This window comes from Aerococcus viridans (assembly GCF_002083135.2).
GTDB classification, from domain to species: Bacteria; Bacillota; Bacilli; order Lactobacillales; family Aerococcaceae; genus Aerococcus; species Aerococcus viridans_C.
Map to the genome: position 1 here is coordinate 310926 of NZ_NBTM02000001.1, position 13434 is coordinate 324359.

13 protein-coding genes and 1 other annotated feature are annotated in these 13434 nt (G+C 39.0%); of the genes, 4 read left to right on the forward strand and 9 right to left on the reverse strand.

Annotated features, from left to right (window positions below; genetic code table 11):
* Positions 1–46: 46 nt before the first annotated feature.
* Positions 47–499 carry a GNAT family N-acetyltransferase gene (locus tag A6J77_RS01550; RefSeq protein WP_083067762.1) on the forward strand — a complete coding sequence of 151 codons (453 nt, stop codon included), beginning with the start codon at positions 47–49 and terminating at the stop codon, positions 497–499.
* A 205-nt stretch (positions 500–704) separates the two neighbouring features.
* Here A6J77_RS01550 and yghU read toward each other — a convergent pair whose 3' ends face one another.
* Entirely contained in the window at positions 705–1505 is an 801-nt protein-coding gene (yghU, locus tag A6J77_RS01555) for a glutathione-dependent disulfide-bond oxidoreductase (protein ID WP_083067763.1), read from the reverse strand.
* A gap of 160 nt (positions 1506–1665) precedes the next feature.
* Between yghU and ndk the strand changes: the two genes are divergently transcribed.
* The gene (gene ndk / locus A6J77_RS01560; RefSeq protein WP_083067764.1) at positions 1666–2079 is read left to right on the forward strand and encodes a nucleoside-diphosphate kinase; all 414 of its coding nucleotides are present in this window, start codon (positions 1666–1668) and stop codon (positions 2077–2079) included.
* 93 nt (positions 2080–2172) lie between these two features.
* Here the strand turns inward: ndk and A6J77_RS01565 are convergent, their stop codons facing one another.
* The 6 genes from A6J77_RS01565 to A6J77_RS01590 all read right to left on the reverse strand — a co-directional run bounded on the left by A6J77_RS01565 (position 2173) and on the right by A6J77_RS01590 (position 8544).
* The gene (locus A6J77_RS01565) at positions 2173–2661 is read right to left on the reverse strand and encodes a redoxin family protein (RefSeq protein WP_083067765.1); all 489 of its coding nucleotides are present in this window, start codon (positions 2659–2661) and stop codon (positions 2173–2175) included.
* 33 nt (positions 2662–2694) lie between these two features.
* Positions 2695–3639 (reverse strand): homoserine O-acetyltransferase MetA, encoded by a 945-nt coding sequence (gene metA, locus A6J77_RS01570; protein ID WP_083067766.1) that lies wholly within the window; start codon positions 3637–3639, stop codon positions 2695–2697.
* 111 nt (positions 3640–3750) lie between these two features.
* Positions 3751–3983: a binding site (T-box leader), on the reverse strand.
* A gap of 116 nt (positions 3984–4099) precedes the next feature.
* Positions 4100–5461 carry a magnesium transporter gene (mgtE, locus tag A6J77_RS01575; RefSeq protein WP_083070222.1) on the reverse strand — a complete coding sequence of 454 codons (1362 nt, stop codon included), beginning with the start codon at positions 5459–5461 and terminating at the stop codon, positions 4100–4102.
* 484 nt (positions 5462–5945) lie between these two features.
* Positions 5946–6827: an RluA family pseudouridine synthase gene (locus tag A6J77_RS01580; RefSeq protein WP_193756663.1), complete on the reverse strand. Its 882-nt coding sequence runs from the start codon at positions 6825–6827 to the stop codon at positions 5946–5948.
* A gap of 83 nt (positions 6828–6910) precedes the next feature.
* On the reverse strand, positions 6911–7750 hold the full coding sequence (locus A6J77_RS01585) for an NAD kinase (RefSeq protein ID WP_083067768.1): 840 nt from the start codon (positions 7748–7750) through the stop codon (positions 6911–6913).
* 92 nt (positions 7751–7842) lie between these two features.
* Positions 7843–8544, reverse strand: a complete 702-nt coding sequence (locus tag A6J77_RS01590) for a GTP pyrophosphokinase family protein (RefSeq protein WP_039934810.1) — start codon at positions 8542–8544, stop codon at positions 7843–7845.
* 208 nt (positions 8545–8752) lie between these two features.
* On the opposite strand from A6J77_RS01590, the gene A6J77_RS01595 reads away from it, so the two are divergent.
* Both A6J77_RS01595 and A6J77_RS01600 read left to right on the forward strand, forming a co-directional pair.
* Entirely contained in the window at positions 8753–9343 is a 591-nt protein-coding gene (locus tag A6J77_RS01595; RefSeq protein WP_083067769.1) for a CYTH domain-containing protein, read from the forward strand.
* 218 nt (positions 9344–9561) lie between these two features.
* On the forward strand, positions 9562–10245 hold the full coding sequence (locus tag A6J77_RS01600; protein ID WP_083067770.1) for a DsbA family protein: 684 nt from the start codon (positions 9562–9564) through the stop codon (positions 10243–10245).
* Between the two features lie 121 nt (positions 10246–10366).
* Here A6J77_RS01600 and pepF read toward each other — a convergent pair whose 3' ends face one another.
* Both pepF and A6J77_RS01610 read right to left on the reverse strand, forming a co-directional pair.
* Positions 10367–12163: an oligoendopeptidase F gene (gene pepF / locus A6J77_RS01605; protein WP_083067771.1), complete on the reverse strand. Its 1797-nt coding sequence runs from the start codon at positions 12161–12163 to the stop codon at positions 10367–10369.
* A gap of 67 nt (positions 12164–12230) precedes the next feature.
* Positions 12231–13328: a competence protein CoiA gene (locus tag A6J77_RS01610; RefSeq protein ID WP_083067772.1), complete on the reverse strand. Its 1098-nt coding sequence runs from the start codon at positions 13326–13328 to the stop codon at positions 12231–12233.
* Positions 13329–13434 lie beyond the last annotated feature (106 nt).

The following is a 13434-nucleotide window of genomic DNA, read 5'->3' on the forward strand; positions in this document are numbered from 1 at the left end:
TATCATTTTTAGCACTAGATTCATTTTTTATTGAAGGAGAAATGGCATGAAGACCGTTTGGACCAATGATATCAATTCAGAGCCCTACAGGGACGCTTTAAAAGTTAGAAAAGAAGTCTTCGTAGACGAACAAGGCATCGATATTGACGAAGAAATTGATAAATACGAAGCAGATTGCTTACATATGGTTGGCTACAATAGCGATAATGAACCCGTTTATACAGCGCGGTTACTCGCCTTAACACCGAATGCAGCCAAATTACAACGTGTAGCAATTGCTCCAAAATACCGTGGCCAAGGACTAGGCCGTGAGTTGATGGCCGTTGTTGAAACGAAGGCATTAGAGGAGCATTTCTCACAAATCATTTTAGGTGCCCAAGAGCATGTAACAGGTTTCTACGAAGCGCTTGGCTATGAAAACATGGATACACCGAAATATATGGACGCAGGCATTATGCATGTCGATATGGAAAAAAGTATCGGTCACATCAACGACTGACTGCTAGACTAAAATAACCCATCAAAAATCTGTACCCCTTTGTTAATAAATAGGTGCAGCTTTTAATGATTATGGCTATGCGAACCTTTCGTCCAAACGGCCGTAATAGGGACTTGATTGCGGGCACTCAAATAAAAGTTGTATAATAACAAAACCCTGTAAAGTCAGATTTCAATCTAACGCTACAGGGTTTTTTCGTGTATATTTACGCTTGGTCTAATGGTTTGTATTCTGCTGCTAAACCACGTTTAACTGCTGGGCGTTCGTTGATTTTGTTGGCCCATTCAACCACGTTTTTGTATGATTCAGCATCCAAGAATTCTTTAGACCCTTCATATAATTCACCAAGGACTAAACGGCCGTACCATGACCAGATTGCGATATCCGCAATGGTATATTCATCACCCGCGATAAAGTCACGGTTAGCCAATGTTTGATCTAGTAAGTCTAATTGACGTTTGGTTTCCATTGTAAAACGGTCAATTGGGTATTTTAATTTTTCAGGTGCGTAACTAAAGAAGTGACCGAAACCACCTCCTACATAGGGACCGGCACCAATTTGCCAGAATAACCAGTTCAAGGTTTCTGTACGCCCGTGGATATCTGTAGGAATTAAATGACCAAATTTTTCAGCTAAATAAAGTAGAATTGAACCTGATTCAAAAATGTTTAAAGCGGGTTCTTGACTTTGGTCTACTAAAGCCGGAATCTTAGAGTTTGGATTGATTTTAACAAAATCAGAGCCAAATTGGTCCCCGTTTCCAATATGAATTAAGAATAAGTCATATTCAGTACTTGATACGCCTAGGGCTTTCAATTCTTCTAGTAAAATAGTAATTTTAATCCCGTTTGGTGTACCCAAAGAATACAATTGTAAATCAGCCTCTCCAACAGGCAGTGTTTGTTCAAAACGGCTACCTGCAGTTGGACGGTTACCACCAAGATTCTTGATTTCTTCAGCTTCATTTTCCCATGTCCATACACTTGGTACAATATACTCGCTCATTTAATCGCTCCTTTTTTAATCCTTACTTGCTTACCTAAATATACCACTCCCCCTAGAGTAAAGTTAAATCATTCGCTCATTGAAAGGGTTAAAAATTCGTAAATTGCTGGTAAATTTCAGGGAGTTACTTATAATAGTAAATTAAAGGAGGCTTTTCATTATGCCTGAACAAAAAACTTTTATTATGTTGAAACCAGATATCTTAAAACGTGGCTTGATGGGTGCCATTATCTCGCGTATCGAAGATCAGAATTATTTTATTGAGCGCGCCCAGGTCATGGAATTAGATAAACAAATGGTGGCCCACCACTATGCTCACTTATTGAATGAGGATTTTTACCCTGAGCTTGAATCTTATATGCTTTCTGGCCCAGTCTTTGCTATGGTGGTTACCGGCGATAACGTCATTGATGGGATGCGGAAAATCATAGGTGCAACCGACCCACGCGAAGCAGCACCTGATACCATTCGCGCTGATTTCGCCAGAAATGTGACTGAAAATGCCATTCACGGTTCAGACACTGAAGAAAATGCGGCCATTGAAATTACTCGTTTCTTCAATTCTTACGAATAGTAAACACACAAAAAGAGCCTTCACCAGCCTGCAATCCCCATTATTATATTGGGCGTTAGCAAGTCGGTGAGTGCTCTTTTTTCAAATCATCATTTAAATCAACTGGTCAGCGGCAGCAAGTACGGCATCATAATTGGGTTCGTCCCGCATGTCCGCAACGATTTCGATATATTGGATTTGATTGGCGTCATCTACCAATAGGACAGTCCGCGCCAGTTTACCATTCTCCACCATTTCAAGTCCTGAGGCTTTGGCAAAATGGCCCGCCTGGTCAGAAAGGTACGTCATGTCGACATTGTTGACCTGGCACCAGTTAGTAATATCTGCAGGGTCGTTGAAAGAAATGGTCAAAATCGGATAATTCTTTTCTTTAGCTAACGCTGCGAAACGGTTGGTTTGAATGTCACAAGTCTTGGTATTGATGTCTGGGACAATGGAAATAACGGTTAACCCTTTGATATAGTTGTCCAATTGAACCACTTCTTTATCGCGGTTGTATAGGTCAACTAAGGGTAATCGGTCGCCTTTTTGTAAGGGTTCACCTGCTAAATGAATGATTTGGTCGCCTCTTTTGATTTGCATAATTTTTCTCCTTAATTTTAATTAGAAAAACGATTAAGCGTTCTTTTTGCCTTGCCAAGAGTCACTAATTTGTTCAATGACAAATGGCGTTACTTGGTAAACATAATAGTTTAACCAGTTGGCATAAATAGTATTGGCTGCTGTCCGCCACTTCAATTTCGGCGTCTTCTCTGGGTTATTGCCAGGATAGTAGTTGACTGGCAGTTCAATTGGCTTTCCAGCTTCAACGTCACGCTTGTATTCCTTGCCTAAGGTTTCGGCATCGTATTCCGCATGGCCGAAGATAAATACAAAACGCGAATCAGTGGACTGAGCGATTGAAACCCCTGTTTCTTCTGAACCAGCTAGAATTTCTAAGTCCAGTGCCTGTTCAAAAGATTCAGTTGGAACAGTCGTGTGGCGAGAATGTGGCATATAGAAAAGTTCATCCATACCTCGTACTAAAGATACCTTTTTATCTCTCAATTCTTGCTCGTAAATACCGAATAGTTTTTTGTCTAAAGGTTGTTTACCGATGCCGTAATGGTGGTAAAGGGCTGCTTGGGCGCCCCAACAAATATGCAAGGTTGAGAATACATGATTATTTGACCATTCCATAATAGACACTAATTCGTCCCAGTAATTCACCTCCTCGAAATCTAGGTGCTCAACCGGTGCACCAGTGATGATCATCCCATCAAAGTAGCGGTCTTTAATTTGGTCAAAGGTTCGGTAGAATTCTTTTAGGTGGTTTTCTGAAATATGAGCCGCTTGGTGTGACTGCATGTGGATAAAGGTCACGTTCACTTGCAGGGGTGAATTACTTAATAACCGCAGCAACTGCTCTTCCGTCGCTTCTTTCGTTGGCATCAAGTTCACAATAACCACTTCTAAAGTACGAAAGTCTTGCATGGTTGCACGACGCTCATCCATAACAAAAATATTCTCTTGGGTTAATTTTTGTAATGCTGGTAAATCTTGAACAACTTTAATTGGCATTGATATTCCCTCCATTTTATCACCCTAGCTTCATCATGCTAGCTAAGCGATTCTTCCCTCATCATTATCTTCACTTTACATAAAAAAAGTCCTTATAATACAACACAGTATTATAAGGACGTCTAGAACGTGGTACCACCTTACTTTGCGAACACTCGGCTCGCCTCATTCGTACAATCATACGAAGATAGGTTATCGACTATCAATCGCAAGTGCTAAAGGTAAGTACATTCTACACTCGTCACTCCCAGACCATTTTCAAAGGAAATACTTACACCTACTCCCACCAACCGTAGATTCTCTGAACAAAGATTTCCATTTACTTATCTTTTCAATGTGATTCATTTTTATGTTTATCATCAAGTTCTTATATTTCTATAAGCAAATATTAAAACAATCTACTCAAACTGTCAACCGTTACCGGTTATCCCTATTACTTATTTGTGATATCCAATGGTATTTACGCTAAAAATTGTAGGAATTGTGAGGCGATTGAAAAATAAATCAATACTGACGTTAAATCGGATAGGGTTGTAATAAAGGGTCCTGATGCAACCGCAGGGTCAAACCCAAGCTTGTCCATCAAAATAGGAATCAATGATCCAGCTAAGTTAGCCACTGTAATAGCTGCTAACATAGAGACACCAATTACCCCACCTAATACAAAATTACTTTGCCAGATACCGACGACCGTCATGATGACTAATCCTGTCACGGCACCCGAAATTAATCCTGTCATAATTTCACGTAAAATCATTGACCCCATAGTAGAGGCCTCATCTTCTGGTGTCGCCAATTTACGAACCGCAACCGCTAAGGACTGTGTCCCCGCATTCCCTGAAGTACCTGTAATTAATGTAATAAATAAGGATAAAGTCGCTACTTCAGAAATCATGTCCTCATATTGGCTGATCAAAGTAGAAGTTCCCATTCCAAGAAATAGCAAGGTAATCAACCACGGCAAACGTGATTTCGCTGAATTCCAGGGCGATGAATATTGCTCGTCCACGTCTACCCCGGCTAAACCAGAGTAGTCTTGCATGGCTTCATCATTCAAGACGTCGATAACGTCATCAACGGTTACGATACCAATCAGTTCCCCTGTTTCTTCAACAACGGGCACTGCTAGGAAATCGTAGTCTTGAATGGTACGGGCAACATTGATTTGGTCTTCGTTAACGTCTACCGAAACGACACGGTCAGACATCAATTCATTGACCATGACATTCCCATCATTAATAATCAAATCACGCAAGGATAGTACCCCGACCAAACGGTTATCATCATCTACCACGTATAAGTAGTAGATGGTTTCAGCATTTGAGGCCTTGGCACGTAACATGGTCATGGCTGATTTAACAGTTTGATTGGTTGTAATAGATACGAATTCAGTGGTCATAATCGAACCAACTGTTTCGTCCGCATAATGCATCAATACCTTAATATCATCTGCTGCCGCTTTTGGCATCATATGCATATAAGTCCGCACTTTTTCAACGTCTAACTCGTTTAAAATATCCACGGCATTATCGGTATACATGTATGAAAGTACGTCCGCAGCGTATTTATCGTCCATATCATAGAGGAAGGTCAAAATCCGGTCGTGATCGTCTTCATCAATAATATCGTAAACTTCAGCTAGTTCTTGTGGCGCTAAATAATCATGCAATTTCACCCGCTCAGCTGGATCCAAAGTCAGGTAAATCTGTGCTTGATCATATGTATGGTTTTTGAAGAATTCTTCTCTAAACCGGTCTTGGTCATTATGATGCAGTGCCTCTATAATACTTTCATATATTTCCTCATCAGTAGGCTGACTCATCTCAAAGATTTCTACTTCTTCGTTTTCTGTTTCTCGATTATCTAAGACTTGTTTATTTTCATCGCGACTCATATTCTCACCCCTATGTCATTTTTGATATGTTGTAATTTTGATTGAGGCTGTAACTAACCTGTCACACCTTCTATTTGTGCTAATAAACATCATAATATCAGGCTCCAAAAGTCAAACCCTTCCGATACTTTCCAAAATACGCCAATTACTTGCAGTAATTGTTCGGCTTTTTAAGGTGTAAGAGCCGACACTAAGAAAGGAAACTTTGGAAAATTAGCGCAGCGACTGACGAAGTCAGTTGCAATCTAATCTGAAAAACAGTCCTTTTCGGAGGCTCGAACCCGATTTTACTCTAGCTTATGGGAGTGTTTAGGCTTTAGTGTTTACTCTCCTAAATGCGTTAGAAGCGTCGTATCTTAACGACTTTTGCCACACCTTCTATTTTAACACATGCCAACCATTGTAATATAACCTATAGGTCAAAGCAAGCAGAAATATCTTCCGGCAAGGGTGCCTGGATTTCAACCATTTCACCGGTAAATTGGTGTTTAAATTTTAGGGACCGACAATGCAAGGCTTGTCTTTGAATGCCATGGTCCATTTGACCACCATACAAATCGTCTCCAATAAGTGGTGCACCATTAAAAGCAAAATGCACCCGGATTTGATGGGTGCGTCCAGTATGCAACTGTACTTTATAGACTTTTAAGGCGCCCACTTGTTCAGCTAGCCAATACTCTGTTAAAGCTGATTGACCTGATTCGTGAACCCGTCGTTCAATGATTGACCGCGGACTTCTAGCAATCGGATCATCAATAAAGCCATGGTCAAGGTCAGATACTTTTTTATCCGAAACAGCGAGATAGGTCTTTTCGATACCTTTTTGCTGCATTTGCTGGTCAATTAAGCCATGGGCAAAAGCGTGCTTCGCAAATAACATCACCCCACTTGTATCCCGGTCCAACCGCGTTACCACATGGATGACCTGGTTGTCATAATCCTGACGCTGGTAATAGGCCTTTAAAATATTAGCCATGGACCCTTGCGGATTGTATTGGGACGGAATAGAGGTGTAGCCAGCCGGCTTGTTGACGGCGATATAATGATCATCTTCAAACAAAATATCAATTGGTAGATGAATGGCCTCAATAATTTCTTGCTTCCCCTCATTCGGCAAAATGACCGTCACTTTATCGCCGACGGTCAATTGGTGACGGACATTCTCTTCTTGTCCGTTTACTAAAATTTGCCCTCCATGAAACTTGATTCGGGACAATAGTCGCCTAGAAATCCCCCTGTGTTTCAAAAAGGTACGCGTTAACAAAGCTTCATCTGCTTGCCATTCGAATACCATCATAAAAATTGTCGACCTTTCATTTACGCTACTTTATTTTTTACTTTAATCTATTACTTTTTTTCATACTAAATGCTGAAAAACTACTTTTCTTCCTTTGTGAGCTTGCGCTTTGGATAGTCGTTGATTCCGATAAATGAGTTTTCTACTCTATCCCAGAAGTGCATGTGTCGGTAACGGGCAAAATGCACGCGTTCCTTGGCTACACGGTAAGTAATTTTTTCAACATCATTCAATGGAATATTCAAGTGGTCTAAAGACAAGAATACGCCAGTCATGGCATGCTCTTTGACCGGTTTTAAGACGATCCACTCATCTTTAGCGATTAATAAGGGACTGGCTAAAGACCGGTATACTCGGTTATTAATTGAGGCAATCTCCGTCATTTGAATGGTATCTAAACGCGGGTGGACAACGGCCCCACCTAAGGATTTATTTAACCCTGTTGAACCAGTTGGCGTTGAAATACACAAGCCGTCTCCTTTAAAGAATTCAAATTTTTCTTCTTTAATGAATATCTCGCAAGTCATTGTCCCCTCATATCGTCTAATGGCAGACTCATTCAAAGCAATGTGCTGGACCACTTGGCCATCACTGTATTCAATTTCGACTTCTAGTAAGGGATAAGACACACTTTCACCTGAATCATTACTTAAGGCTGCAAGGAACTCAGGCAATTCACTCTCTAACCAATCTGTATAAAAACCTAAGTGCCCCGTATGTAAACCAACAAAACGAACAGAGTCTAACTGGTCCGCATAAGTATGGAAGGTTTTTAGCAAGGTACCATCTCCACCAACGGAAATAGCTAATTCAGGATTTACATCATCCAATTCAAAGCCTGAGCTTGCACAAGATGCATAAATCATATCGCGAATTTTTTTAGAACTATCAGTGTCACTGTATCGTACTGCCACTCTCATCTACATACCCTCCACAATTGATTTAGTCACCGTTACATTTACATCTTCATTCCCATTGCAACTTGATTCGAATATTTTAATTAATCGTCAAATTATAGCGGGCGTTTATGTTTGTCTTCTATTTGATTTTCTACTGGATTAGGTGATTTTGTCTTCTTTCTACTATTTGACCCAGTCGTTTGAAAATACTTCTGGGCTTCCTTAATTTCTTCACGAATTTCAGACATTTCCTCGTCTAAACGAAAGGCTGCTTCAGCTGCTCTTTCAAGCCGTTGATGCAATTCTAATGGATAATCGCCCGCATACTTGTAATTCAATGAGTGCTCAATCGTCGCCCAAAAGTTCATCGCTAAAGTCCGCACTTGTATTTCAACAAGAATTGAATCGGTCCCCGTAATTCTTTCAATCGGATAAGCAATGACAATATGGTATGAACGATACCCACTTGCCTTCTTATGACTAATATAATCACGTTCAACAATAATGTCAAAATCTTCACGCTGATGAAGGATTTCAACGATTTGATAAATATCTTCCACAAACTGACACATGATGCGAATACCACCGATATCTTCAATCACGGTTTCAATATTATGTGCGTTTAGGTCTGATACTTCTCTAAATTCAGCTTTCCTTAAAATACTGTCAGGTCTCTTTACCCGGCCAGTAACAAATTCGATTGGCGAATGAAGATTTGCTTCTTCAAACTCCGTACGAATACCTTTAAATTTAACTTTTAACTCCTCGACAGCCTGTCGATACGGCGCAAGAAAACTATGCCAATCTTCCACCATCTGGTCACCCACTTTATTTAATCTACTTGCATACACATCCTATATATTCTATCACAAAATACATTGATTTATAACAAGAAACGCAAAGATAGCAAGTAATCTTTGGCGTTTTATTCGTCTAAAATGCATGGTACCGCCAACCCCTTTTATTGTAAAAAAGATGTGAATCTTGATATACTTAAGTCGAATAAAGAAAAGAGGCGATCCAATGGCCAAAAACTTAGAAATAGAATATAAAAATATTTTAAGTCAAGCAGAGTACGAGGAATTGTTTAACCACTATAATTTCGCGAAAACTGCCCCCTTAACCCAAGAGAATATCTATTTTGATACTGCCGATGGTGAATTGCGCAAACGACATATAGGTTTACGTGTGCGTATAACGGACACTTATGTCCATTTAACAATGAAACAACCTGTTAAAGACCATCAGAAATTGGAAACAACTGAAAAATTGACCCTTATCGATGGGGAATCTATTAAAGAATCTGGAAAATTAAGCCAAGGCGGTGAGGTTGCTGATTTCTTAGCAACAATTGATATTGCACTTGATGACTTAATCATCATCGGGCGATTTAAAACTGTAAGACACCAACAAGTGGTTGAAGGACAAGATATGGTGCTGGACCACTGTTTCTTCCAAGAATATGAGGATTACGAACTTGAAGTTGAAACAAATAATCCAGAAACTGGTATCATTTTTTATCAAAATTTATTGCAAAAATTTCAAATTCCACAACGGCCAATTAAACAAAAAATTGTGCGTATGAATCAATCAAAAGCCGATTATTTAGGCTAAATTCAGTTATGCTGTCAATTTTTAACTATAAGAAAAGATAAAAATCCTCTTAGTCGAAACAAATAGATTGCAGTTTTAAAGTTAGCCTGTTAGAATTGGTGAATAGTTAAGAACACGATGTGATTGGATAGTTAGTTAAATCTAATCAATAGACAAGTTAAATAAACAAATTAAAATAAGCATAATCGTTTTAAAGAATATGAGTAAAGGAGGAGAGTATGGCACAAAAGATTATTCAAACGAATAGCGGTAAAAAAATCACGCCAGGCGCATGTAAGCACAACCATGTGTTTGAAGTTTTTTTATTTGTTAATCCGTTAGGTGATACCTGTTTAAATTGCGAAGAAGAAGTGTTAAATTTTGTACAACAAACGGATAAGAAAGTTTACTTCCGTTTTATCACAACATCAGATATGCAGACCTTTAACAACTACATCAAAGCACTAGATAAACCTTTATCTTTAGCTGACCGTAACAGCTTGTATCTTGCACATCAAGAGGTCTGTAAGGGCTATAAGGCTGCTCTACTACAGGGCAAGAAAGTTGGCCGTGAATACTTGATGAAGATTCAGGACTACTTCGGTCGCCAAGGCAACCCTTACTCACACGAAAAAATGCTAGAAATCGCGCAATCTAACCGTCTTGATACGGACATGTGGTTGCAAGATCTCCATTCAGATCTTACACAAGAAAGCATTATTGCTGATGCTAAGTTGGCTCGCCAAATGCAAATTTCAGCCAACCCTACTGTTGTTGTATTTGATAATATCAATTACAAATATGGCTTTAAACTTGAGGAAAATATCACTTTTGAAAACTTAGAATACCTAACTGATCAAATGATGGTACCCTCTGAAGAAGCTATGGATCAAAAACCAATATTAACTTGTATTAAGAAATAAAATATTCAAAAGAGGTCGGACAATTCCGACCTCTTTTTTTGTATCGTCATTTAGGAATTGAAATCTTCAAACGGCAAGTAAAAAGGACTGCAGTCAGTACTACAGCCCCTTCAACCTATTCTTATTTGTTTAATAAGCCTTTTAATTCAGCTAATCTTTGTTCGAATTGGGCAAAGGTTTCTTCTATATAAGTAGCATTGGTCATATCGATACCCGCTTTTTGCATAACATTAATTGGGAAATCAGATGAACCTGATTTCAAGTAAGTTAAGTACTTGTCAACGGCACCATCTTCACCCTCTACTAAACGTTTAGCTAATGTGTTGGCAGCAGAGAATCCTGTTGCATATTGGTAGACATAGTAGTTCATGTAGAAGTGTGGGATACGAGACCATTCTAAAGCGATTGTTTTATCCTCTCCGATTGACGGACCATAGTAGGCCTTGTTTAATTCGAAGTAGTTTTCACTTAGGAAGTCTGCTGTTAAAGGTTGCCCGTTTGCATCCGATTCATGCATGAATTTTTCAAATTCAGCAAACTGAGTTTGACGGAAGATTGTCCCTTTTACCCCATCAAGATAATGGTTCAAGATATAGATTTGTGCATCCTTATCTTCAATCGTATCCAGTAAATATGAAGTTAATAAGTTTTCATTTGTCGTAGAGGCAATTTCTGCTACGAAAATTGAGTAGTCACCATATACGTATGGTTGGTTACTTCTAGTGTAATAAGAGTGCATCGAGTGACCTAACTCATGAACTAATGTATACAAGTCATTCAATGAATCTTGCCAGTTTAGTAAGATATATGGGTTAGTATCATATGCACCTGATGAGTATGCTCCTGAACGCTTACCGTCATTTTCGTAAACATCGATCCATTTCTCGTCAAAGGCTTTGGCCAAGTCTTTCAAGTATTGATCACCTAAAGGCGCTAAAGCTTTAAATGTAATCTCTTTAGCTTCTTCGTAAGTAAATTTCACCGGTGCATCACCTGTTAATGGTGTATACATATCCCACATTTGTAAGTCATCAAGACCTAGCATATCTTTTCTTAAGGCAACATATTCATGTAATAGATTTGTATTCTTTCTTACTGTATCTATTAATGTGTCATAAACACTTTCTGGAATATTGTTATTGTCTAAAGCTTTTTGGCGTGCTGAATCGTAGTGACGAATTTTAGCCGTATAGTTATGTCCTTTAATATTACCTGACATCAATGAGGCGTTGGTATTTTTAACCCCTTCATAAGTTGCATAAAGTTGTTTAAAGGCATTTTCTCGAACAGAACGGTCTGCACTTTCTAGTAGGACACCGTATGAACCGTGAGAAAGGGTAACATCATTGCCCTCTTCATCTTTAACTTTACCGAATTTTAAGTCGGCATTGTTTAAAAGCGAGAAAGTTGTTGAAGAGACACCAAAGATTTCGCTAGCACCAGCAAGTAGAGCCTCTTCACTTGGTGATAAGACATGCGCTTTCTTCGCAAATAACTCACGGAAGAAGTGACCATATTCAGAGTGGTCTTCCAATGTTTTTTGTACATCTTCAGATACTGCTAATACTTCTGGCTCAAACCAAGAGATCTTTTCACTAACTTGAGCAAGTAAAGCACCTGCTTGACTGTTGTAAGTTAGGTACTTGTTGTCTCCTGTATCTTGGTCATGTTTTAAATGTGCATAAACATATAGGGATTCCAATTCACGGCTCACCGCTAATAAGGCCTCTAATACGGTTACCACTTGGTCAGCACCTTGGTCTAAAGTGCCTTTATAGTCTTGAAAATCATCCGCTTTTGCTGGGAATCCACTTAAGGCATTTTCAAAAGCTTGATCATCTGGGAAGATACTGGTCAAGTCCCATTGAAAAGCACTGTCTACTTCATTTCTAGGTTTTGCTTCAAAAATTTTTGCCATAATATGCCTCCGTTTTTTAATAGTATTTTCATTTTAACACACAAAGGTTGGTTTCTAAATTAATATGCTAGCTATTTTCGTAGTTAGCAAACAGCCACATCAGCCATGAAATAATGATTTCTTTGGTAAATAAGGGATGTTCAATGACCAGCTGATTATCGAATAATACATTGGCGAATTGGGCAAAATGCGCCCGCTCAAATTCCGGGTCATTCTTTTGATAAATGGCTAGATAAGCTAGTATAATGGCCCAGTCAGCCACTTTTGAAAAAATCGCAGTTGCCTGGTAGGTATATAAATCCGCTGGTGCTTCTTGTAAGTAAACTTGTCGTTGGTAAATGATTTCTAGAATTTTTTGTTGATTAGCTGTTGGACTAACAAGAACTTTCTTAATAAACTTGTCTAAATCTTCTGGGGCTAGGCTAATTATGGGACTGTCTTTGCCAAATAATAAACTGGTCAAAAAATCCCCCTTCTCATAGGTGAAATGGTCATTGAAGTAGTGGATATAGCGTTCAATGGACATCCGAATTTGCTTTTGCCCTTGTCCATATAGGTTGAGTGTCAATAAAACTACTTTACCCGAGCCCTCATGCCAAAAAGGTAAATAGAAGCCAAATTCATAAGAATATCGCATAAAAGGTCGGACTGCATTCAAGGTTTTAGATGAGGTGTTTTTTAGATTTAGGGCAAAAATACTTTGATATGCAGATTGGTAACCAAGTAACCACATAACCCGGCAATCTACTGCTTGGTAGTCAGCATTTCGTTTATAAACATTTTCTGCTAAGATTGGCGCATACTGTAGCTCTATCGCTGTATTATGGCTGACCTTGCTTTGGTTGGGGACATAGATATCAGCCCTTCTCACCTGGTTTTCAATCGGATATTCCATGAACCCTTCAATCTCTTGTTTTTTCAGCTGGTCATGAATAACGGTCTTTTGTTCAAAATGAATATCTGATTCATTCACCTTATTATGGTCCTTAATAATCTTAGCATAGTGAGCAAAGTGTGCTTTGGTATCTTTTCCCTTTTTCAAGTAAACAGGTCCCTTGCATTGACTACAAAGATACCCTTCTGTTGTCGGCAATTTGTTGCCATTCTCGTCAATCAGGTCTACTGCATAGATGAATGATCCATCTTCTCTTTGTGCAAATTTCATCCCTTAGCCCCCTATCACTTAATTATATACACCACAAAAATTCAAAAGCGCCGGGCTAATTTTCAAAAAAATGAATCAATTAAAAAACCAAGCAAGGTGAGGTCCT

Bases quoted from the DNA above. Each gene is read 5' to 3' on its own strand.
- A6J77_RS01600 (WP_083067770.1), top strand. From the start codon at position 9,562: ATGGCACAAAAGATTATTCAAACGAATAGCGGTAAAAAAATCACGCCA.
- A6J77_RS01565 (WP_083067765.1), bottom strand. From the start codon at position 2,661: ATGCAAATCAAAAGAGGCGACCAAATCATTCATTTAGCAGGTGAACCC.
- A6J77_RS01610 (WP_083067772.1), bottom strand. From the start codon at position 13,328: ATGAAATTTGCACAAAGAGAAGATGGATCATTCATCTATGCAGTAGAC.
- A6J77_RS01580 (WP_193756663.1), bottom strand. From the start codon at position 6,827: ATGGTATTCGAATGGCAAGCAGATGAAGCTTTGTTAACGCGTACCTTT.
- A6J77_RS01590 (WP_039934810.1), bottom strand. From the start codon at position 8,544: ATGGTGGAAGATTGGCATAGTTTTCTTGCGCCGTATCGACAGGCTGTC.
- ndk (WP_083067764.1), top strand. From the start codon at position 1,666: ATGCCTGAACAAAAAACTTTTATTATGTTGAAACCAGATATCTTAAAA.
- A6J77_RS01585 (WP_083067768.1), bottom strand. From the start codon at position 7,750: ATGAGAGTGGCAGTACGATACAGTGACACTGATAGTTCTAAAAAAATT.
- mgtE (WP_083070222.1), bottom strand. From the start codon at position 5,461: ATGAGTCAGCCTACTGATGAGGAAATATATGAAAGTATTATAGAGGCA.
- A6J77_RS01550 (WP_083067762.1), top strand. From the start codon at position 47: ATGAAGACCGTTTGGACCAATGATATCAATTCAGAGCCCTACAGGGAC.
- pepF (WP_083067771.1), bottom strand. From the start codon at position 12,163: ATGGCAAAAATTTTTGAAGCAAAACCTAGAAATGAAGTAGACAGTGCT.
- yghU (WP_083067763.1), bottom strand. From the start codon at position 1,505: ATGAGCGAGTATATTGTACCAAGTGTATGGACATGGGAAAATGAAGCT.
- metA (WP_083067766.1), bottom strand. From the start codon at position 3,639: ATGCCAATTAAAGTTGTTCAAGATTTACCAGCATTACAAAAATTAACC.
- A6J77_RS01595 (WP_083067769.1), top strand. From the start codon at position 8,753: ATGGCCAAAAACTTAGAAATAGAATATAAAAATATTTTAAGTCAAGCA.